Below are 20,584 nucleotides of genomic sequence, written 5' to 3'. Positions count from 1 at the left end.
TCATGCCGCTCTTTTATCACTTTTCTTGAAGTAACAGGCCCGATGACCATGAACAAGCCCGCGCTGCCGGTGGAAAGCACTGATACCTACAATGATCAGGTTCGCATCGTCCTGGTGGAAACTACCCACTCGGGCAATATCGGCGCCGTCGCCCGCGCCATGAAAAACATGGGGCTTGGAAATCTCTGGCTGGTGAATCCAAAGTCGTTTCCGGACGAAGCCTCCTATGCCCGGGCTTCATCGGCGTCGGATGTGCTGGATCGGGCTCAGGTGGTTTCCAGTCTTGACGAGGCGTTGTCAGACTGTGTCCTGGTGATGGGTACCAGCGCACGCGGGCGGAAGGTTCCCTGGCCCGTTATTTCCCCGCCCCAGGCTGCCGTCACCGCGGCGGAAAACAGTGCTCGTGGTCCAGTCGCCCTGGTGTTCGGGCGTGAGAGCAATGGGTTGTCCAATGAAGAGCTTCAGCGCTGCCATTATCACATCCATATTCCCTCGAACCCGGACTACAGCTCACTGAATCTGGCAATGGCGGTGCAGGTGGTTTGTTATGAATTGAGGATGCATTATCTTCGTGGGCTTGAAGAGGTGGAAAGCAGTCCCTACCTTGAGTCCATGGTTCAACCCGGGGATCGCGGCTGGGATGTACCGCCCGCAACGGTGAATGATGTAGAGGGGTTTTTCGGGCACCTTGAACAGGTATTGCAGGATGTGGATTTTCATCGCCGGGAGAACCCCAGGCAGTTGATGACACGGTTGCGCCGGTTGTTTCAGCGGGCAAAGCTGGACCAGATGGAAATCAATATTCTCCGGGGTATTCTGACATCGGTTCAGAAGGCCGCCGGTGCCCGCGAAGGGGTGGGCAGGAAAACGACAGCGGCTGGCGCCGTGGATGAGGGGCAGGAATAACATCATGTTTGAGCGTTTACGGGAAGATGTAAAAAGCGTATTTCACCGGGATCCGGCGGCCAGGAACACCTTTGAAGTGTTGACCAACTACCCGGGATTGCACGCGCTGTTGTTTCACCGCTTCTCCCACTGGCTGTGGAGCATGGGGCTGAAGTGGCTGGCGCGGACGATTTCTACGCTGGCGAGATGGTTTACCGGTATCGAGATTCATCCTGGCGCAACCATTGGTCGCCGCTTCTTTATCGACCATGGCATGGGTGTGGTGATTGGTGAAACCACGGTGATTGGAGACGATGTCACGCTCTACCAGGGCGTGACGCTTGGCGGCACCAGCTGGAACAAGGGCAAGCGGCATCCAACCATCGGTAATGGTGTGGTAGTGGGTGCCGGCGCAAAGATTCTTGGGCCATTTGAAGTGGGTGAGGGTGCGAAGATCGGCTCCAACTCTGTGGTAACTAAGGCGGTTCCGCCTGGCGCAACCGTGGTAGGCATCCCGGGCAGGGTCATCGTCAAGCGTAAAGGTGAAGACGACGTGCGCCGCAAGGAGATGGAGGAGCGTATGGGCTTCGACGCCTACGGCGTAACCGAGGAAATGCCGGACCCGGTCGCAAGGTCCGTCCGAGCTTTGCTGGACCACATGCATGCGGTGGATGATCGGATTGAGAATATGTGCAAGGCGCTTCGCAAGGTGAACGCCGAGTATCAGAATGGCGAGCTGCCTCCCTTGCATGATGAGGATTTCGACTGCGTTCGCGATGAGTCTGATGAGCGGGAGCGTGGCTGAATACTTGACTGTTTTAGTTGGTCAATTCATACTCGCTCCAGTGAATCGAGATTCAATCCCATCATTGGGGCTGAGGTTATGAAACTGACCACGAAAGGCCGCTATGCCGTTACGGCAATGCTGGATCTTGCGCTGCATGCAGGGCAGGGGCCGGTGAGTCTGGCGGATATTTCAGCCCGACAGGAAATATCCCTTTCTTACCTGGAGCAGCTGTTCTCTCGACTGCGCAGGCAGAAATTGGTGGTAAGTGTACGTGGTCCCGGTGGCGGTTATCGCCTGAGCCGCTCCGCAGATGAGGTTTTCGTGGCCGAAGTGGTCGACGCTGTGAGTGAGTCCCTTGATACTACGCGTTGCGGTAACAAAGGTGACTGCCAGAACGGCGAGAAATGCCTCACCCACCATCTCTGGTCTGATCTCAGTGACCAGATTCATCAATTCCTGAGTGAAATCAGTCTCGGGGATCTGATGCGCAAACACGAAATCCGGCAAGTGGCTGATCGTCAGAACCGCAAGCAGTCTGATGAAAGTGCCGACGCTATCAATACCCAAAGACTGACTGACCAGGCCACGGCCTGATAACCCGACCTCTTTTGCCTATGAAAAAGCCCGTCTATCTGGACTATGCGGCGACGACGCCCGTTGATCCCGCCGTTGCTGAAGACATGATGAAGTACCTGACCCTGGATGGGGTGTTTGGCAATCCGGCTTCCCGCTCTCATGGTTATGGCTGGCAGGCCGAAGCCGCCGTTGAAAATGCTCGTCGACAGGTGGCGGATCTGATCCACGCAGACCCCCGGGAGATTGTCTGGACTTCCGGAGCCACGGAATCTGACAATCTTGCCATCAAGGGTGTGGCGGAGCTACGCGATAATCCCCATATCGTGACATCCCGCATTGAGCACAAGGCTGTCATTGATACCTGTAAGTGGCTGGAGCAGCAGGGCATTGAGGTTACCTGGCTGGAACCGGGAGTTGATGGCAGGGTGTCCGTTGAGTCTGTCGAATCCGCCCTTCGGGATAATACGGCCCTGGTCAGCCTGATGATGGTCAACAATGAGCTTGGGTCGCTGACCGACATCCGCGCAATCGGCCGGTGCTTGAGAAAGCGTGGCGTGCTGTTTCATGTTGATGCCGCCCAGGCCGCCGGCAAGCTGCCAGTGGATGTTGCGGATCTTGAGGTGGATTTGCTCTCTCTTTCGGCTCACAAGGTTTATGGCCCGAAAGGCGTAGGGGCGCTGTATGTCCGGCGAGCGTCGGAGGTTCGCATTGCAGCACAGATGCATGGCGGCGGACATGAGCGCGGCATGCGATCGGGCACACTGGCCACGCATCAGATCGTGGGCATGGGGCGGGCCTTCGAGCTGGCACGTACCGGGCTTGATGCCGAAATAAGTAAACTGGAACAGATGCGCGCGGCGTTCCTGGACGGGCTTGAGGGGCTTGACGGAGTTCACTTTAATGGCAGTCGGGAACATCGTGTGCCAGGTATTGTCAATCTGTCGTTTGAGGGTGTTGAAGCCGAGTCGTTGATGCTCGGCCTTCGCAACCTTGCGGTGTCCTCGGGCTCCGCCTGCGCTTCAGCAACGGTCGAGCCTTCTTATGTATTGCGAGGAATAGGCGTCAGCGATGAGCTGGCTCACCGGGCGCTCAGGTTCTCCTTTGGCAGGTTCACCACCGAAGAGGAGGTTGCATTTGCCTGTTCCCAGATTGTTGAAGTTGTGGAGCGACTTCGCTCGGTGCGGTAGGCAGTTGCACCCTGACTGCGTATAATCCCACCTCTGAATTTTCAACCCTGAACTAACTGGAGAAATACCATGGCAAACGAGCGCACGCTCTCCATTATCAAGCCCGACGCAGTCGCCAAGAACGTGATCGGCGAAATCTACAGCCGTTTCGAGAAGGCGGACCTGAAAATCGTTGCTGCCAAGATGATGCACCTTACTCAGGAGCAGGCTGAGGGCTTTTACGCCGAGCACAAAGAGCGCCCGTTCTTTAATGATCTGGTTGCATTTATGACCTCTGGCCCGGTTGTGGTTCAGGTGCTGGAAGGCGAGGGCGCTATCCTGAAGAATCGTGAGCTGATGGGTGCTACCAACCCTAAAGAAGCGGAAGCTGGCACAATTCGTGCGGATTTTGCTTCCTCCATCGACGCTAACGCTGTCCATGGTTCTGACTCTGCTGCCTCCGCTGAGCGTGAAGTGGCTTATTTCTTCAACGACAACGAAATCTGCCCGCGCGGCTGAGGTTGTTGTTTCAGGGGTGCCCGGCAGGGTGCCCCTGAATTGGTTATCTGATCGAGGTTATGTGATGACGGGCGCCGCCGAAAAAGTCAATCTTCTGGGAATGCCCAAGGCAAAACTGGAGGCGTTTTTTGAAACCCTGGGGGAAAAGCGTTTCCGTGCCCAGCAGGTTCTCCAGTGGATGCATCAGCGTGGTGTTGATGACTTCGATCAAATGACCAATATGAGCAAGTCGCTGCGCGAACAGCTCAAGGAAGTTGCCGAGATTCGTGGCCCCGAGGTCGTCTATGATGAGACATCAAAAGACGGTACCCGGAAATGGGTCATGCGCATGGATAACGGCAACAGCGTTGAAACCGTCCTGATTCCGGATGGCGAGCGTGGAACCCTCTGCGTGTCCTCGCAAATCGGTTGCAGTCTCGACTGTACCTTCTGCTCCACCGGCAAGCGTGGTTTTAACCGCAATCTGACGGCCGCCGAGATCATTGGCCAGGTGTGGGTTGCACGACGGGCGTTCATGCCGTTCGATCCCAATGACCGGCCTATCACCAACGTGGTGATGATGGGGATGGGCGAGCCCCTGCTTAATTTTGAGAACGTGGTCGATGCCATGAATCTCATGATGGAGGATCTGGCCTACGGCATTTCAAAGCGTCGGGTAACGCTCAGTACATCGGGTGTGGTGCCCGCACTGGATCGTCTCGGTGAAGTTACCGATGTTTCACTGGCCATCTCACTCCATGCACCTAATGATGAATTGAGGAACCAGCTGGTTCCTCTGAACAAGAAATATCCGATTGCCGAACTGCTGGCTGCGACCCGGCGCTACCTTTCACGGCTGCCGGACAAGCGCAAAGCCACGATTGAGTACACGGTAATTGAAGGCGTGAATGATCAACCCGAACACGCCCGGGAGCTGGTTGTTTTGCTGAAAGGGCTACCGTGCAAGATCAACCTGATTCCGTTTAATCCGTTCCCGGAAAGTGATTTCCGCCGGCCAAGCATGAACGCAACCCGGAGATTCCAGACCGTACTCAACGAGGCCGGTTACGTCACGACGATCCGGACTACCCGCGGTGACGACATTGATGCTGCCTGCGGCCAGTTGGTAGGGCGGGTTGAAGACCGCACGCGCAGAAGCCAGCGTTATATCGCAGTACAACAGGTCAACCCCTGATAACCGTCGGGTGGAGACAACAGGAGAAGGTGTTTGTTGATGGCAAAGGACGTTACCGTGAAACTCGTTTCCACTGTGGTTCTGGTTATCGGGGTCATGTTATCGGGCTGTGTCACCACCACCGATAGCCGGTTCAGCCGTGAAGCCGACCGACAGAAAGCCCTCAACAATTATGTTCAACTGGCGACTGCCTACATTGGTCAGGGGAATCTGGATCGTGCCCGTGACCACCTGGAGCGGGCGTTAGAAATCGACAGCCGAAGCGCACCGGCACTTGCTGCCCGGGGCCTGGTGCTGAGCGCGGAGGGTGAGGAAAGCCTGGCGGAAAAAAGCTTCCGGGATGCCATTGCCTCAGATGGAGACTATACCCGCGGAAGAGTGTATTACGGTGCTTTCCTGTATAGCCTCAAACGGTTTGAGGAGGCCCGGGACCAGTTCCGGATAGCCTCACGTGATACGGAGTACAAAGACCGGGGAGCCGTTTTTTATAACCTCGGGCTGACAGAAGAACGGCTTGGGTCGCTGGAATCGGCCGAAGCTGCCTATCGGCGTGCCGTGGAGCTTACGCGGGGCGAAGCCCGCACCCTGTTGTCCCTCTCTCGGGTGCTGGTTGAGCAGGATAACTTTTCTCAGGCCTCTCGATACTACAGCCGTCTTCAGACCATGATACAGCGCAATACCCGGTTGACGCATTCACCGGAGAGTCTGTATACCGGTATCCGGATTGCCCGGCATTTCCAGGACAGGGATCAGGAAGCCAGCCTGGCACTATTGCTCAGAAACGAGTATCCGGAATCTGTCGAATATCAACAATATAAGGTACTGATTGCCAATGACCGGTGAGGAGCAGTCACAGCCAGCTTCCGAGGCCTCGGTTGGCCAGCAGCTAAGGCGCGCCCGGGAAAAGCTCGGGCTCAGCGTTTCAGACATTGCAGATCAGCAACACCTGCGCCCTTCGGTAATCCAGTCCATCGAGGAAGGTGATTACAGCAAGGTTGATACCGAGTTGTTTCTCAAAGGGTATGTTCGAACCTATGCCCGCCAGGTGCAACTGAATGCAGACGCCCTGATTGCAGAGCTCGACTCGGAACTTGAGCCCCTGCGTCAGCAGCGGGAGCAGGAGCACCAGTCCAATCCTCTGGTTGATATCGAACGCAAGAAAAAACGCAAGCGGCAGATTGCCAAACTGGTTGTGTTGCTGGCATTCCTCGGGGTAGTTGGCTTTCTGGCGTATAGCTATCTCGTAAAACCGATGTCGGAGCCGGTTCAAAGTAATGCCGACGGTATCTCGGAGTCTCTGGAAGCACAGAGTGGCGAGGCCGTTAGCGATGCCAGTCCTGAACCGGAAGATGCGCCCTCCGTTATCGAAGAGGCTGAACAGCCGGCCGAACCGGAACAGATGGATTCAGGCACCAGTTCAGTCGGAAACGTTGAAACAGAGAATGGCGCTGTGACGGATACTGAAGCCCTGAGCGAACCGACCGAGAGTGGAAGCCTCGGCCAGGAAGAGTTGCTGTCAGAGCAGCCTTCGGTGGAACAGCCGCCCGTTGTTGTGCAATCCCCGGATCCCGCTCTGACTGAGTCTGAAGTGATGGAGGCCCCGGTTGAAACCGTGAGGTTGGCCATGACGTTCAGTGACGACTGCTGGATTCAGGTCACAGATGGTGCGGGCAATCGACTGGCCAGTGCGTTACGCCGAGAGGGCGATGCCCTGGACGTGAGCGGACAGCCACCGCTCAGAGTTGTGGTGGGCGCCATGAGCGCGGTGGAGTCCCTGGAATTCCAGGGCGAACCGATGGATCTTGGTAATTTTCGCGTCGTAAACAATCGGTCAGAGTTTACGCTCGAGCCCTGAGCAGAATTTTCTTCCCAAAGATTTCTGGTTGAATCCCATGAAACAAGAGTCTCCGATCAAAAGACGTAAATCCCGTCAGATCATGGTAGGTAATGTTCCCGTTGGCGGCGATGCGCCCATTGCGGTGCAGAGCATGACCAATACCAATACCTGCGATGTAGACGCAACAGTCACACAGATCAAGGCTATCCAGGAGGCCGGAGCTGATATCGTACGGGTGTCGGTTCCGTCCATGGAGGCGGCTGAGGCCTTTGGCAAGATTCGCCAGCAGGTCTCGTTACCGTTGGTGGCCGATATCCATTTTGACTACAAGATAGCGCTCCGAGTTGCAGAGCTTGGTGTGGACTGCCTGCGCATCAATCCCGGTAACATTGGCCGGGACGATCGGGTCAGTGCGGTAATCAGTGCTGCCCGGGACCGCAACATTCCGATCAGGATCGGCGTAAACGCGGGTTCACTGGAAAAAGCGCTTCAACGCAAATACGGCGAGCCCACGCCGGAAGCGCTGGTAGAGTCGGCCATGCGTCATATCGACATCCTGGACAAACACGATTTTCAGGACTTCAAGGTCAGCCTGAAAGCGTCGGAAGTGTTCATGACCGTCGCGGCCTACCGCCTTATCGCCTCCCAGATTGAGCAACCGCTGCACCTTGGTATCACTGAGGCCGGTGGATTCCGTTCCGGCACGGTCAAGTCCTCCATTGGCCTGGGCATGCTGTTGATGGATGGCATTGGGGACACCATTCGGGTTTCCCTTGCCGCCGATCCGGTTCAGGAAATCAAAGTCGGCTTCGACATTCTCAAAAGTCTTCGGTTACGCAGCCGCGGCATTAACTTTATAGCCTGTCCAAGCTGTTCCCGTCAGAACTTTGATGTTATCCAGACCATGAATGATCTGGAAGCCCGGCTTGAGGATGTGAACACCTCTATGGATGTGGCCATTATTGGCTGTATTGTTAATGGTCCCGGTGAGGCAAAGGTAGCGGATATCGGTCTGACCGGTGGCACACCGAAAAACCTGTTTTATATGGCCGGAAAGCCAAACCAGAAGCTGGACAACGCAACGCTGGTGGACGACCTTGAACGCCTGATTCGCGAGGAAGTGTCACGGCGCGAGGACCAGGACAGCGCAGTCATCGCCAAGTCCTCAGACTGATCAGAACCGATTTCAGAAACCTATCAGGATATTATTTTGGCAAAGATTCAGGCAATCCGGGGGATGAACGATATTCTTCCGGACCAGACCCCGGTCTGGCAGTACGTTGAGTCCACCGTTCGACGGGTTCTCGGGCAGTACGGCTATCAGGAAATCCGTATGCCAGTGGTCGAACATACCGAGTTGTTCAAACGATCGATCGGTGAAGTCACTGACATCGTCGAAAAAGAGATGTATACCTTTGAAGACCGCAACGGCGATAGCCTTACTCTGCGGCCCGAAGGCACGGCCGGGTGCGTGCGTGCAGCGGAAGAGCATGGGCTGCTCTTTAATCAGACCCGGCGGCTTTGGTACACGGGTCCGATGTTCCGGCATGAGCGGCCGCAGAAAGGCCGTTACCGCCAGTTTCATCAGATTGGTGTGGAATGCTTCGGTATGGCCGGCCCTGACATTGATGCCGAGCTGTTGATCCTGACGGCGCGCCTGTGGAGCGCCCTGGGGTTGTCCGACCATGCCAGACTCGAGATCAACTCCATCGGTACCAGCGACTCCCGGAAAGTCTACCGTCAGGCCCTGGTTGCCTATCTGGAGCAATATCAGGATAAGCTCGACGATGACAGCAAACGCCGGTTAACCACGAATCCTTTGCGGATACTGGACAGCAAGGATCCGGCCACGAGGGAGATTTTGCAGGGCGCACCGAGCCTGGACGACTATCTGGATGATGAATCGCGCCAGCATTTTGAACAACTGAAAGCGATGCTGGATGCGGCGGGCGTTGCCTACACGGTAAACCCGGCCCTGGTGCGCGGACTGGACTATTACGGCAAAACCGTGTTCGAGTGGATTACCGACAGCCTGGGTGCCCAGGGCACGATCTGTGCCGGTGGCCGTTACGATGGTCTGGTGGAGCAACTTGGAGGCAAACCCACCGTAGCGGTGGGCTTCGCCATGGGGCTGGAGCGACTGATTCTGCTACTGGAAACCCTGGAACTGGTCCCCGAACATGTGAACAATCAAGCCGATGTTTACGTTACAGCCATGGGGGACCAGGCGGTAGCCCCGGCGATGGCGTTGGCAGAAACGCTACGAAATGAATTGCCAGGCCGGATTGTCGTTTCACACTGCGGTGGCGGCAGCTTCAAGAGTCAGATGAAAAAAGCAGACCGCAGTGGCGCACGCTTTGCGGTGATTCTGGGGGAAAACGAAATCGCTCAGGCCACGGCGGGGCTCAAGCCGTTACGTGACGATCAGCCCCAACAGGAAGTCGCTCAGGCAGATCTGGCAGCTGTGCTTGCTGGTTTGTTGTAAGCAGAGTCTATATAAACAGGCAGTTTTAACGAATAACAGGAGTTTTCATGGCGGAGTTGCGCACCGAAGAAGAACAGGTCCAGGCAATCAAGGACTGGTGGAAAAATAACGGAAGCTCGCTGCTCATCGGTATTGGTGCGGCTCTGGCCATCGTATTCGGATGGCAGGCCTGGCAGAACCATCAGGCGCAACAACGCGCCGAAGCCGCTAATCAGTTTGCCAACCTGCTGAACGCGTTCTCCTCTGCAGATGATGAGTCGGCCGACACTGTAGGTTTTGTGGCGGAGACACTGCGAGACGAACACGGCGACAGCGCCTATGCCATCTATGGCAATCTGGTTCTGGCACGGCAGCAGATGGTTGAAGGTGAGGATCCCGCGGCCGCTGTTGAATCACTGAACTGGGCGCTGGAGAAATCAGCGGGTCATCCGGCTCTGGAGCTGGTGATTCGTAACCGTCTTGCCCGAGCCCAGTTTGCCGCTGGCGAACACGATGCCGCGCTTGCCACTCTGGACAATGCAGTAGACGCGGATGCCTTTGCCGCCATCTTCTCCGAGCTGAGAGGCGATGTTCTGTTGGCCAAGGGCGACCGGGACGGTGCGCGTGAGGCGTATCTGGCGGCACGTGAGCAGAGCCAGCAGGGTCGTAGCGGTGTTCTTGAACTGAAGCTGTCAGACCTCGGTGTCGGGGAGGACGCTTGATGTTCGTTGGGCGCGCGCTCAAGGTCGGGCTTGGCTCCGTTTTTTGTGGTCTGTTGGTCGGAATCTCCGGGTGCAGTAGTACAGACACTTTTGAGCAACCTGCTCCGGTACCTGAAATCAGCGAAACTGTTGAGCTGGATACGGTATGGAGCATGTCTGTTGGTGATGGCCACGACGATCAGCTGCTTCAGATTGCGCCTCTCTACGCTGGCGACCTGATTTACGCTGCTTCAGCCGACGGGGTTGTTGCGACGGTCAGGCCGGCGGATGGCGAGGTTATCTGGCAGAAAGACTACGATGAGCAGTTCTTTGCCGGCCCGGGTGCTGATGCCCGTCACCTATATATGGTCACTCGGGATGCCGAGCTGGTGGCTCTGTTATCGGAGGACGGTACCGAGGCCTGGCGGGTACCTCTGCCGACAGAAGTTCTGGCCGCGCCTCAATCCAACGGTAACCTCGTGGTTGTGCAAACCACCGATGGTCGTGTGATTGCCCATGACGCAGCGACGGGTGAGCGCCGCTGGCAATACGAGGCTCAAGTGCCGGTACTGACCGTGCGCACCGCAGCCGCACCTTTGGTGGGCGGTGACATCGTGATCTCCTCGTTTGCCAACGGTCGCGTCATTGCACTTACCGCCGCGGACGGACAGCCAGTGTGGCAGTATGAGGTTGGTCAGCCCCAGGGTCGTACCGAACTGGAACGCCTGGTGGATATCGGCGGCCAGCCGTTGGTTCTGGATTCTGCCATTATGGTCGTCGGTTATCAGGGTAAACTGGCGCTGGTAGATATTCGTTCCGGGCAGGAAATCTGGAGCCGTCGGGCATCAAGCTTCTACTCGCCCGCGATTGGTAACGGCAATATCTTTCTGTCATCCGCCAACGGCGATATCGTAGCGCTCCGTGGCAGCGACCGGCGTGAGCTCTGGGTTCAGGATAGCCTGTCCTGGCGCCAGCTGACCCGTCCGGCTGTTTCAGGTGATTACCTCGTGGTGGGCGACTTTGAAGGCTATCTGCATGTACTGTCGACCGCCGATGGCAGTCTGCAGGGTCAACGTGAGTTCGATAGTGACGGTATCCGCGTACCGGTTCAGGTGATCGAAGATGGTAACCTGTTGGTATATGGAAATGGCGGGAAGATGGCCGTCCTGAGAATTGAGCAGGACGACTGAGCACACCCCGATACGTTTATGCCCGGCCCAGGCTTTAGCCTGCGATGCCGGGTTTCTGGTTTCTTGAATAGCAGATCAATATGACCCCAGTTATCGCCCTTGTAGGCCGCCCCAACGTTGGTAAGTCCACGTTGTTTAACCAGATGACCCGCTCAAGGGATGCCCTTGTGGCGGACTTCCCCGGGCTGACCCGGGACCGAAAATACGGTGAGGGCAACTACGAAGGTCAGAAGTTCATCGTTATCGATACCGGTGGCCTGACCGGCGATGAAGCCGGTATTGACGCCGAAATGGCCCGCCAGTCAATGCAGGCCGTAGAAGAAGCGGACATTGTGCTGTTTCTTGTGGACGGTCGGGCAGGGCTCACCGCCGGCGATGAAATGATCGCGGATTATCTGCGCAAATCCGGCAAACAGGCTCATCTGGTGGTAAACAAGACCGATGGCCAGGATCCGGACGTGGCGGCAGCGGACTTCTACAGTCTGGGGTTCGAGTCCACGTTTCTGATTGCGGCGGCCCATAACCGCGGCATCCTGTCTTTGCTGGAAGCGCTGCTGCCGGAACCGGAAAATCCGGAAGACCAGGACCGGGCGGATCGTTACCCGGGTATCCGGATTGGTGTGGTGGGACGGCCGAATGTGGGCAAGTCTACCCTGGTTAACCGCATGCTCGGTGAAGATCGGGTGGTGGTGTACGACATGCCAGGAACTACCCGTGACAGCGTTTACATTCCCTATGAGCGCCAGGGGCATGAGTATACCTTGATCGACACTGCCGGGGTTCGTCGCCGAAAGAATGTTCGCGAGGCGGTGGAGAAGTTCTCAATTATCAAGACACTGCAGGCGATTGATGACGCCCATGTCGTGATTCTGGTGATCGATGCCCGGGAGGGGCTGGTGGATCAGGATCTGCACCTGATCGGGTTTGTACTGGATGCGGGCCGCTCACTGGTGATCGCCATCAACAAATGGGACGGCATGGATCCGGAAGACCGTGACCGGGTAAAAGAGCAGGTGGCCAGGCGCCTGGATTTCCTGGATTACGCGGACAAGTATTATATCTCGGCATTGCACGGCACGGGCGTGGGAACCATGTATGAGTCGGTCCAGGCCTGCTATGAATCCGCGATGTCAAAGTGGCCAACCAACCGGTTGACTGCAATCCTCCAGGATGCCGTTGCTCAACACCAGCCGCCGATGGTTCATGGTCGCCGCATCAAGCTGCGATACGCTCACCAGGGTGGCTCCAATCCGCCGGTTGTGGTGGTGCATGGTAATCAGGTGGATTCACTGCCCGGTGCTTACAAGCGTTACCTCGAAAACACCTTCAGAAAGGTGCTGAAAGTCGTGGGCGCGCCGATACGGTTTGAATTCAAGTCAGGAGAAAACCCCTTCGCAACCAAGGTCGACCGTCTGACGCCTCGGCAAAAGGTCAAGAAAGACAACGACCTGAAGAAAGGCCGTCGGATCAAGAAGACCCGGCAGAAGAGCGTTAAACGCTGATCTGCCGGGGCTAGTCCCTGCCAGGAGCCCTGATCAGGCGGCTCCTGCATCCGCGACCTGTTTTGCCTGTACGGCCGTCAGGGCAATGGTGAAGACAATGTCTTCCACCAGGGCCCCGCGGGACAGGTCGTTTACCGGTTTTCGCAAGCCCTGGAGCATGGGCCCCACGCTGACGACATTGGCACTGCGCTGCACCGCCTTGTAGGTGGTGTTGCCCGTGTTCAGGTCCGGGAACACAAACACGGTAGCCTTGCCAGCCACCTTGCTGCCCGGGGCTTTGGATTTTGCCACGCTCTCAATCGCCGCAGCATCGTATTGCAGCGGTCCGTCAATGAGCAGATCCGGGCGCCGTTCCCGGGCAATGCGGGTGGCTTCGCGAACTTTGTCGACATCCTCACCGCTGCCGGACTCACCGGTACTGTAGCTGATCATCGCGACCACAGGTTCAATACCAAAGGCTTCAGCAGATTCGGCACTCTGTATGGCAATATCGGCCAGTTCCTCGGCATTCGGGTCTGGGTTGATGGCGCAGTCGCCATATACCAGCACCTGTTGCGGTAACAACATGAAGAATACCGATGACACCACCTTGGCGTTGTCGTGGGTCTTGATCAGCTGGAGGGCAGGGCGCACGGTGTTGGCCGTGGTATGAATAGCGCCGGAGACCAGTCCGTCGGCTTCGTCCATGGCCACCATCATGGTACCCAGAACGACGTTATCCTCTAGCATGGCTTCGGCCATATCCGGTGTCAGGCCCTTGTGTTTCCTCAGCTCCACCATGGGCGCCACATAACGCTCGCGCACCGATTGCGGGTCTATGATTTCCAGGTCATTTGGCAGTTCCACGCCCTGGGAGGCGGCGACTGAGCGAATCTCGTGTGGATCACCGATCAGCGCGCAATGAGCCAGGTTACGTTGATGGCAGATAATGGCTGCCTGAATGGTTCTGGGTTCACTGCCTTCTGGCAAGACGATCCGCTTGGCTGCAGCCCGGGCTCTTTCCGATAGCTGATAACGGAAAGCCGGAGGCGAGAGCCGACGTTGGCGCTGAACTTTCAGATGCTCCTGCAGCCACTGGGTATTGATTCGCCGGGCCACGGATTCCATGGCTTCTTCAATACGCTCAGGGTCGTCAATGGGAATGGCTGAAGACAGATTTGCCAACAGGTGGGCGCTCTCGTAGGTATTGGTTTCCGAGCTCAGCACTGGCAAGCCGGTGTCCAGTGCCCGTCGACACAACTCTATAACCCGTTCGTCCGGCATCAGGCCGCCTGTCAGCATCAGTCCGGCAAGCGGGACACCATTGAGAGCGGCAACGGCCGTGGCCACTACGATATCCTCGCGATCACCAGGGGTGACCATCAGGGTGCCTGGCTTGAGGGTGTCGGTCATGTTGCGGATGGATCTGGCGCACACTGATACCCGCTGCACCCGCCGTGAGTGCATTTGCCCTTCGTGCAGTACCGGAACACCAAGCTCTCGCGCTACATCAGAGACCCGGGGTGCCAGCAGTTGGGGTTGCCAGGGAATCTGTGCCAGCAACTGAAAGCGGCCGTTGGCGAACACTTTGCAGGAGGCGTGATAGTCGGTTTCGATGGTTTCATTGGCCGGGGGATGGTCCAGTGCCATGCCAGATTTCTGCGGTTCCCCTACTTTGTTGAGAATCACCGCAATCACGTCCGGATCCGACGGCGCGGCAAACAGGCGTGAGGAGAAATCCAGCTCGTCATCAAGCTCGCTGGCAGTGCAACTCTTCGGAGTACTTACCAGAATTACCTCGGAACCGAGATTGCGGGCGACTTCCACGTTGAGTCGCGCGATATAGGCTTCCGTTCTGTCCGGCACCAATCCTTCAATGATGACCACATCCGCTTCATTGGCGACTTTCTGGTATTCACCGACCACGTTCTCCATCAGCAGGTCGGCTTTGCCATGGTTCAACAGCTGCTGGGCTTTTTTCAACGGAATCGGGTCGGGTGGTTCCAGGTGGCTGCGGGCACGCACAAAGGCCACCGAAGAATCCTTGCCGTCGTTATGAAGTGCTTCGCCTCTGTGTACGGACTGACTGAATGGCTTGTAAAAGCCGACGCTCACTCCTTCCCGTTCCAGGGCACGCAGAAGACCAAGGCATACGGATGTCAGGCCGGAGTCAAGAGAGGTTGGGGCTATGAAAAGACTTTTTGCCATGATTGTTCCAGGTTTCATTCTTCGGAGTGTTCGGTGTCGGCAGCGGCCAGGCGGGCGGCTTCTCGGGCAATCACCAGTTCTTCATTTGTGGGAATGACCAGCGCCGGATAACGCGAGTCCGGGGAACTGATGCGGCCATCACTCCAGCGGCCGTGATGCTCGTTGAGGTCCGGATCCAGCTCAATCCCAAGCAGGTGCAGATGTCGGGTTGTGTCCTGGCGAATGCGGGCACTGTTTTCACCGATGCCGCCAGTGAAGACCAGAGCGTCGAGTTTTGTCAGGGACGCGGTCATCGCTCCAATATACCGCGCCAGGCGGAAGCAGAATACGTCAATTGCCAGCTGTGAGGGGTCGTGGCCATGGTCAGCCAGCTCACACAAGGTTCGCATGTCGTTGGTCTGGCCTGAGAGTCCCTGTAATCCGCTTTCTTTATTCAGCATCTCGTGGACGTCACCGGCACTCATACCCCGACTTGCCAGGTAGTCGAACAGCCCGGGATCGACATCCCCGCTGCGGGTGCCCATCACGAGTCCCTCAAGCGGAGTCAGACCCATGCTGGTATCGACGCTGAGCCCATTCTGGATCGCTGTAATGCTACAACCGTTACCCAGGTGGGCAGAGATAATTGAGGTGGTGGCCGGTGTCTTGTCCAGCAGACGAGCGGCCTCGTGTGCCATGAAATAATGACTGGTGCCGTGGAAGCCGTAACGACGCACTCCCCAGTCGCTGTAGCACCGTTCCGGTAGTGCGTATCGGTAAGCGCGCTCGGGCAGGGTCTGATGGTAAGCGGTATCGAACACCGCGACCTGTGGAACGTTCGGGAACAGCGCCTGCATGGCGCGAATGCCCGCGAGGTTTACCGGGTTATGCAGGGGGGCCAGCGCGGCGCATGCTTCAATGGCGGATACCGTTTGATCGTCAATTAACGAAGCTTCACGGAAGGTTTCGCCTCCATGCACCACTCGATGGCCAACAGCCATGGGTTCGCCCGTCATCAGAGCCCGGTCTTTAAATGCGTTGACCAGTGCCGCCAGCGCCTGGCTGTGGCTGGCACCGGAAGGTAAGTGAACCGGTGTTTCATCGCCATTGATGCGTGCAAAGGCATTGGATTGATTAAGTCTTTCCGCCAGGGCAGAGGTGATTTTCTGGTGGTCGTGATCAAACAGCGCGAGTTTCAGTGATGAACTGCCGCAGTTTACGACCAGGATTGAGTCGTCCATGGTTGTGCCGTATTGATTACTTTAGATTGGCCCGCTCATTGGTTTCGAGCCAGTGAATGAAGTCCTGCTCGGGCAGGGGGCGACTATAGAAGTAACCCTGGGAGTAGTCGCAATGCTCCGCTTTCAGGAAGTGAGTCTGGTCTTCTTCCTCAACCCCTTCGGCAACCACTTTCAGGCCTAGGCTGTGGGCCATGTTGATGATCGCGCGGACAAGGGAAGCATCTTCGTTTTCTTTCAGGACATCCTGAACAAATGACTTGTCGATTTTCAGGGTATCGAACGGATAGCTTTTCAGATAGCTGAGTGCCGAATAGCCAGTGCCGAAATCGTCGACCGACAAGCGGATTCCAACTTTGTCGAGTTGTTTGAGGATATCAGCGGTTTCGATGGAGTTGTCCAGAATCAGCCGTTCCGTGATTTCCAGTTCCAGCAGTTCCGGCCGTAAATTGCTGTCGTTCAGCGCGCGCATGATGGCGTCGGTAAACCCGGGGTCCCGGAACTGGCGTGGTGATACGTTGACGGCAATGCTGATCTCACGCCCGGTCATCGCCTGCCAGCAGTACGCGGCTTGACAGGCTTCCTTGATTACCCATTCGCCGATCGGAATGATCAGGCCGGTTTCCTCGGCCAGCGGAATAAAGCGATCTGGCATCACCATGCCCATGGCCGGATTGTTCCAGCGAAGCAGGGCTTCAGCCGCCACCAGGCCACCACTGGCGGTGTCGACAATGGGCTGGAAATAGAGCTCGAATTCACCCAGCTCCAGGGCCTTGCGCATGTGAGATTCCATTTGCAGACGCTCGTGAGAAACCTCGCTCATCTCCGGAGTAAAACGGGCATAGGCGCTCTTGCCTTTGTGTTTCGCCTCGTACATGGCCGCATCGGCGTGCTGGAGCAGGATTCCGCTGTTATCCGAGTCGTCCGGGAAGGTGGCGATGCCAATACTGGTGGTGACAAACACTTCCTGGCCGCTGAGCATGAACGGCGGTGCGAAGGTTTTCAGAATACGTTCGGCAACCTGGGAAGAGGCGTCCGGCCCGTTCAGCCCCGGCAGCACCACAAGGAACTCATCACCACCCAGCCGCGCAACGGTACTGGTGCCGCGCAGGCAGCTGGAGATCCGGCGTGCGGCTTCAATCAGCAGTGTGTCACCGGCGTCGTGGCCGAGGGTATCGTTGATGTGCTTGAAGTTGTCCAGATCCAGGAACATCACCCCAACCTTGGACTCATCACGCCTTGCCTGGGCCAGCGCCAGTTTCAGGCGGTCCAGGGCAAGCATACGATTGGGTAGCCCGGTCAGGATGTCATAATTCGCTTGCCGCAACAGCTGTTGCTCGTAACGTTTGCGGATGCTGATGTCTTCCCCGAGTATCAGGTAACCGGTGGTTTCACCGTTATTGTCCTTGATAGGGGTGACCACAAGCTGTTCCCAGTAGCGCTCGCCATTTTTCCGTGTGCTGTTGACTTCGCCTTGCCAAACGCCCACGCGCTGTACCTGAAGCCTGATGGATTTCCAGAGCTGTCTGGCTTCGTGGGAATCCACACCAGGGTCAATGAGTGAGGAGGGATGCTTGCCGATGATTTCAGACGGGCTGTTCCCCGTCAGCTGGCTGAATTTCCGGTTCGCATATTCAATGCGCCATTGCCGGTCACAGATCAGAACCGAAGACGGGCTCTGGTCGATGGCTTTGGAGAATTTACGAATTTCGGCTTCATCCCGTTCCCGCCTTGCCACGTCATAGGTAAGGCGTTCGCGCATCTGGTTAATGGCTTCCGTCACCATACCCAGTTCATCACGCTGGTAAGCCGGCGTATCAGGCCTATCCAGTTCCAGCGGGCGCGCAAGATTCCGCAATGACAGATCGCGGGTGTAGTCAGCCATGTCAGCCAGGTGGCGGGTGACCAGGTGGCGGAAGATCCATAGAATCAGAATGGAAACAAAGAAAACGATCAGGAACTGGGTGCCAAGAATGAACCCCACCCGGCGCCGCAGCTCATCGTACACTCGCTGCAGGCTGGCGGTTATGGTGAGTTCGCCCAGCTGGAACTCGGCATCGTCACGATAGATCAGCTCAAAACTGTGGGTGAGGGTATCGGCTTCTCTTGGGAGCTCTCCCATGACCAGCTCCGAGTCAGGTTCAATCCGGAGCCGAAGGTGTTCGATATCGGGCAGACTAAGGATACCGTCCATTTGGGTTTGCAGGTGCTTTTGATCCAGCGCCCACAGGCTCTGGGCAAGACTGGAACGATAACCGGATTCGATAACCTGCATCCGCTGTTCAATCTTGGACAGATCCTCCCGGTAGTCTGAGTAGATCTGGATGCCGGATGCGAGCAGTGTAAAAGCAGAGCTGAACAGAAGGATCCATGCCACCAGCCGGAAAGATAAAGGAGAGGCTGCACGAAAACGTTTCAAACGCGTCGCAATGTCTGGCATGTCTTTGATTTTTCGACCATCCAAGGAAGTATCGGACATAGCAATTACAGAAGCGATCCCTGACTTTGTTACCTGTATTCCCTTGCCTACGACTATAGCAGCAGTTTATGGCAAATGCGCTGCAAACTCAGGATAAATCGGGAGAAATGGGGGAGAGCGTCTCACTTTGGCAATTATTGCAATGACGAAATGTGCTTGATGCAGATCAATACGGGGTCACCAGTGCAGGCGTAACCTGAGCTTAATCAAGTTTCACAGGTACAGGAGACGTAACCATGTATATGGATGCAGTTGTAATCGCAGGAATCGCAACAGTGCTGCTGATGATCGGCTTCTTTGTGGGTGTCGGCATCTTTGTGATGAAAGACCAGAAGAGCCATGCTGCCAAGGGTGGGAAGCAACATCAGGGTGGTCATGGCAGGTGACGATTGTTGAGCTTTGAAATTGGCGTCCCCTAGGGGGTTCGAACCCCTGTTGCCGCCGTGAAAGGGCGGAGTCCTAGGCCACTAGACGAAGGGGACGCAACGTTTTCAAAAGCTTGCCTCGTCGAGGTGGCGCGTATATTAAGTAAGGCACCCGGGGCTGTCAACGGTTTTTCTGAAAAAAATTACCTGCCGGTACTTTCCCTCAGAGCGACTTCCAGTTCCGGATACCGGAATTCAAAACCCTCACGTTTGAGCCGTTCCGGTACTGCCTTCTGGCCGGTCAGTAACAGGCCAGCCATTTCCCCCAGCATCAGTTTCAGTGCAGGCGCCGGTGCTGGTATAACGGCCGGGCGGTGCAGAACCTGTGCCAGCGTTTTGGTGAACTCCGCATTGGTAACCGGATTCGGGCTGACCATGTTGTAGGGGCCGTTTGCCGTTGGCGTGTCCAGCATCCAGAGCAGACCAGAAACCACATCATCCCGGTGAACCCAGGGCATGTATTGCCGCCCGGAACCCAGCTTGCCGCCAAGTCCGAGCTTGAAAGGCAGCATCATCCGTTGCAAAAAGCCGCCGTTACGGCCGGCCACCACGCCGGTGCGGGACAGGCAAACGCGCACGCCATCAGTTTCAAGCTTCAGTGCCTCCTGTTCCCAGTCCCGGCACAGTTGGTGTGTAAACTCATCATGGGGTTCTGTGTCTTCGGTAACCAGGTGATCCCCCTGGTTGCCATAAAAGCCGACGGCAGAGCCGGATACCAGAACCTCCGGCATGTTGCTCCAGGTTCTGACCACTCCGACCAGGGTGCGGGTAAGATCAATGCGGCTGGCACGCAGTTGTTCCTTGCGGGCATGGTTCCACCGTTTGTCGGCAATGCCTTCCCCTGCCAAGTTGATAACTGCATCGAAGCCCGGGTGTGCGCGCAACTTTTCCAGATCATCCGTGACTTCTACCCGGCCGCAGATGGAGCGCACGGCATCCGGCTTCTGACGGCTGAGAACTGTCAGCCCATAACCGCGTTCAATCAACTCTCGGCATAGTATGTGGCCGATAAACCCTGTGGCACCGGTAACCAATATACGTTTGTCCATGGGTTCCCTCCTGCGATCGGAATCCGTCGTTGGTTCTTTGTCAGTGTTCAGAGCGCTCCAGTTCCTCCTTAACCACATCACGGATGGCCAGTCCAAGCCTCGGATTTTTCCCGATTGGTTCAGCCAGGCGGATAGTAACGCCGTGTTCCGCCTCCAGCCTTTCGATCATGGCCGGGACATCTTTTCGCAAGTGGCGGCCCGCAGCGAGAAATAACGGGACGACCGTGAATTGCTCCACGCCTTGCCCTTTGGCCCGGTTCACAATGGTATCCAGTGAGGGTTCTGCCAGTTCCATGTAGGCAATGGCTGCATTCTCGATTGACTCTACGGTCGGTTCGGCCAGTTTCTCGAAGGTTTCGCACCAGCGTGCGTCGCTGCTGCCGTGGGCCAGTAAAATAATCTGGTGTGGTTGGGTCATAACATCTC

Annotated in this window: 18 protein-coding genes, 1 tRNA gene and 1 pseudogene; 14 read left to right on the top strand and 6 right to left on the bottom strand. The window is 56.6% G+C overall.

The window, feature by feature from the left end:
- The first annotated feature begins 48 nt into the window (after positions 1–48).
- The 13 genes from trmJ (at position 49) to der (ending at position 12,801) form a co-directional block, all read left to right on the top strand.
- Positions 49–906: a tRNA (cytosine(32)/uridine(32)-2'-O)-methyltransferase TrmJ gene (gene trmJ, locus QPL98_RS04000; RefSeq protein WP_199451814.1), complete on the top strand. Its 858-nt coding sequence runs from the start codon at positions 49–51 to the stop codon at positions 904–906.
- A 4-nt stretch (positions 907–910) separates the two neighbouring features.
- Complete coding sequence (gene cysE / locus QPL98_RS03995; RefSeq protein ID WP_014421741.1) at positions 911–1,690, top strand: serine O-acetyltransferase; 780 nt, start codon at positions 911–913, stop codon at positions 1,688–1,690.
- Positions 1,691–1,768: 78 nt separating this feature from the next.
- Complete coding sequence (iscR, locus tag QPL98_RS03990; protein ID WP_011784630.1) at positions 1,769–2,266, top strand: Fe-S cluster assembly transcriptional regulator IscR; 498 nt, start codon at positions 1,769–1,771, stop codon at positions 2,264–2,266.
- Between the two features lie 20 nt (positions 2,267–2,286).
- Entirely contained in the window at positions 2,287–3,435 is a 1,149-nt protein-coding gene (locus QPL98_RS03985) for an IscS subfamily cysteine desulfurase (protein ID WP_011784631.1), read from the top strand.
- Between the two features lie 69 nt (positions 3,436–3,504).
- Entirely contained in the window at positions 3,505–3,933 is a 429-nt protein-coding gene (gene ndk / locus QPL98_RS03980; protein ID WP_011784632.1) for a nucleoside-diphosphate kinase, read from the top strand.
- A 64-nt stretch (positions 3,934–3,997) separates the two neighbouring features.
- Positions 3,998–5,107, top strand: coding sequence for a 23S rRNA (adenine(2503)-C(2))-methyltransferase RlmN (gene rlmN, locus QPL98_RS03975; RefSeq protein WP_011784633.1), 1,110 nt, complete (start codon positions 3,998–4,000; stop codon positions 5,105–5,107).
- 39 nt (positions 5,108–5,146) lie between these two features.
- Positions 5,147–5,950 carry a type IV pilus biogenesis/stability protein PilW gene (pilW, locus tag QPL98_RS03970; RefSeq protein ID WP_011784634.1) on the top strand — a complete coding sequence of 268 codons (804 nt, stop codon included), beginning with the start codon at positions 5,147–5,149 and terminating at the stop codon, positions 5,948–5,950.
- Positions 5,940–6,962, top strand: a complete 1,023-nt coding sequence (locus tag QPL98_RS03965; RefSeq protein ID WP_303292715.1) for a RodZ domain-containing protein — start codon at positions 5,940–5,942, stop codon at positions 6,960–6,962. Before pilW ends, QPL98_RS03965 begins: the two co-directional genes overlap by 11 nt.
- A 37-nt stretch (positions 6,963–6,999) precedes the next feature.
- Positions 7,000–8,118 carry a flavodoxin-dependent (E)-4-hydroxy-3-methylbut-2-enyl-diphosphate synthase gene (ispG, locus tag QPL98_RS03960; protein WP_011784636.1) on the top strand — a complete coding sequence of 373 codons (1,119 nt, stop codon included), beginning with the start codon at positions 7,000–7,002 and terminating at the stop codon, positions 8,116–8,118.
- A gap of 33 nt (positions 8,119–8,151) precedes the next feature.
- Positions 8,152–9,429 carry a histidine--tRNA ligase gene (gene hisS / locus QPL98_RS03955; protein ID WP_200861803.1) on the top strand — a complete coding sequence of 426 codons (1,278 nt, stop codon included), beginning with the start codon at positions 8,152–8,154 and terminating at the stop codon, positions 9,427–9,429.
- A 47-nt stretch (positions 9,430–9,476) separates the two neighbouring features.
- Positions 9,477–10,130: a tetratricopeptide repeat protein gene (locus QPL98_RS03950; protein ID WP_141067669.1), complete on the top strand. Its 654-nt coding sequence runs from the start codon at positions 9,477–9,479 to the stop codon at positions 10,128–10,130.
- The gene (gene bamB, locus QPL98_RS03945; protein WP_303292714.1) at positions 10,130–11,299 is read left to right on the top strand and encodes an outer membrane protein assembly factor BamB; all 1,170 of its coding nucleotides are present in this window, start codon (positions 10,130–10,132) and stop codon (positions 11,297–11,299) included. Before QPL98_RS03950 ends, bamB begins: the two co-directional genes overlap by 1 nt.
- A gap of 80 nt (positions 11,300–11,379) precedes the next feature.
- Positions 11,380–12,801 (top strand): ribosome biogenesis GTPase Der, encoded by a 1,422-nt coding sequence (gene der / locus QPL98_RS03940; protein ID WP_011784640.1) that lies wholly within the window; start codon positions 11,380–11,382, stop codon positions 12,799–12,801.
- Between the two features lie 33 nt (positions 12,802–12,834).
- Here der and pta read toward each other — a convergent pair whose 3' ends face one another.
- Genes pta through QPL98_RS03925 form a run of 3 tightly spaced genes read right to left on the bottom strand, consistent with a single transcriptional unit; the run spans position 12,835 to position 18,645 of the window.
- Positions 12,835–14,988 (bottom strand): phosphate acetyltransferase, encoded by a 2,154-nt coding sequence (gene pta, locus QPL98_RS03935; protein ID WP_113879662.1) that lies wholly within the window; start codon positions 14,986–14,988, stop codon positions 12,835–12,837.
- Positions 14,989–15,002: 14 nt separating this feature from the next.
- Complete coding sequence (locus tag QPL98_RS03930; protein ID WP_303292713.1) at positions 15,003–16,208, bottom strand: acetate/propionate family kinase; 1,206 nt, start codon at positions 16,206–16,208, stop codon at positions 15,003–15,005.
- A 16-nt stretch (positions 16,209–16,224) separates the two neighbouring features.
- Positions 16,225–18,645 carry an EAL domain-containing protein gene (locus QPL98_RS03925; protein WP_303292746.1) on the bottom strand — a complete coding sequence of 807 codons (2,421 nt, stop codon included), beginning with the start codon at positions 18,643–18,645 and terminating at the stop codon, positions 16,225–16,227.
- Positions 18,646–18,920: 275 nt separating this feature from the next.
- On the opposite strand from QPL98_RS03925, the pseudogene ccoM reads away from it, so the two are divergent.
- Positions 18,921–19,013, top strand: a pseudogene (gene ccoM, locus QPL98_RS19435) (cytochrome c oxidase subunit CcoM); the annotation flags it as partial.
- Positions 19,014–19,090: 77 nt separating this feature from the next.
- On the opposite strand, the gene QPL98_RS03915 reads toward ccoM, so the two are convergent.
- The 3 genes from QPL98_RS03915 to QPL98_RS03905 form a co-directional block, all read right to left on the bottom strand.
- Positions 19,091–19,166 (bottom strand) — tRNA-Glu (locus QPL98_RS03915).
- Between the two features lie 86 nt (positions 19,167–19,252).
- Positions 19,253–20,158: a TIGR01777 family oxidoreductase gene (locus tag QPL98_RS03910; protein WP_303292711.1), complete on the bottom strand. Its 906-nt coding sequence runs from the start codon at positions 20,156–20,158 to the stop codon at positions 19,253–19,255.
- A 40-nt stretch (positions 20,159–20,198) separates the two neighbouring features.
- Positions 20,199–20,576 (bottom strand): sirohydrochlorin chelatase, encoded by a 378-nt coding sequence (locus QPL98_RS03905; protein ID WP_011784645.1) that lies wholly within the window; start codon positions 20,574–20,576, stop codon positions 20,199–20,201.
- Positions 20,577–20,584 lie beyond the last annotated feature (8 nt).

The organism is Marinobacter sp. ST-43 (assembly GCF_030541085.1).
GTDB classification, from domain to species: Bacteria; Pseudomonadota; Gammaproteobacteria; order Pseudomonadales; family Oleiphilaceae; genus Marinobacter; species Marinobacter nauticus.
This window is presented reverse-complemented; position numbering and strand designations above follow the sequence as displayed.

What these genes read in the sequence shown, in the direction of transcription:
- trmJ (WP_199451814.1), top strand. Translation starts at nt 49, where the DNA reads ATGAACAAGCCCGCGCTGCCGGTGGAAAGCACTGATACCTACAATGAT.
- cysE (WP_014421741.1), top strand. Translation starts at nt 911, where the DNA reads ATGTTTGAGCGTTTACGGGAAGATGTAAAAAGCGTATTTCACCGGGAT.
- iscR (WP_011784630.1), top strand. Translation starts at nt 1,769, where the DNA reads ATGAAACTGACCACGAAAGGCCGCTATGCCGTTACGGCAATGCTGGAT.
- QPL98_RS03985 (WP_011784631.1), top strand. Translation starts at nt 2,287, where the DNA reads ATGAAAAAGCCCGTCTATCTGGACTATGCGGCGACGACGCCCGTTGAT.
- ndk (WP_011784632.1), top strand. Translation starts at nt 3,505, where the DNA reads ATGGCAAACGAGCGCACGCTCTCCATTATCAAGCCCGACGCAGTCGCC.
- rlmN (WP_011784633.1), top strand. Translation starts at nt 3,998, where the DNA reads ATGACGGGCGCCGCCGAAAAAGTCAATCTTCTGGGAATGCCCAAGGCA.
- pilW (WP_011784634.1), top strand. Translation starts at nt 5,147, where the DNA reads ATGGCAAAGGACGTTACCGTGAAACTCGTTTCCACTGTGGTTCTGGTT.
- QPL98_RS03965 (WP_303292715.1), top strand. Translation starts at nt 5,940, where the DNA reads ATGACCGGTGAGGAGCAGTCACAGCCAGCTTCCGAGGCCTCGGTTGGC.
- ispG (WP_011784636.1), top strand. Translation starts at nt 7,000, where the DNA reads ATGAAACAAGAGTCTCCGATCAAAAGACGTAAATCCCGTCAGATCATG.
- QPL98_RS03950 (WP_141067669.1), top strand. Translation starts at nt 9,477, where the DNA reads ATGGCGGAGTTGCGCACCGAAGAAGAACAGGTCCAGGCAATCAAGGAC.
- bamB (WP_303292714.1), top strand. Translation starts at nt 10,130, where the DNA reads ATGTTCGTTGGGCGCGCGCTCAAGGTCGGGCTTGGCTCCGTTTTTTGT.
- der (WP_011784640.1), top strand. Translation starts at nt 11,380, where the DNA reads ATGACCCCAGTTATCGCCCTTGTAGGCCGCCCCAACGTTGGTAAGTCC.
- pta (WP_113879662.1), bottom strand. Translation starts at nt 14,988, where the DNA reads ATGGCAAAAAGTCTTTTCATAGCCCCAACCTCTCTTGACTCCGGCCTG.
- QPL98_RS03930 (WP_303292713.1), bottom strand. Translation starts at nt 16,208, where the DNA reads ATGGACGACTCAATCCTGGTCGTAAACTGCGGCAGTTCATCACTGAAA.
- QPL98_RS03925 (WP_303292746.1), bottom strand. Translation starts at nt 18,645, where the DNA reads ATGCCAGACATTGCGACGCGTTTGAAACGTTTTCGTGCAGCCTCTCCT.
- QPL98_RS03910 (WP_303292711.1), bottom strand. Translation starts at nt 20,158, where the DNA reads ATGGACAAACGTATATTGGTTACCGGTGCCACAGGGTTTATCGGCCAC.
- QPL98_RS03905 (WP_011784645.1), bottom strand. Translation starts at nt 20,576, where the DNA reads ATGACCCAACCACACCAGATTATTTTACTGGCCCACGGCAGCAGCGAC.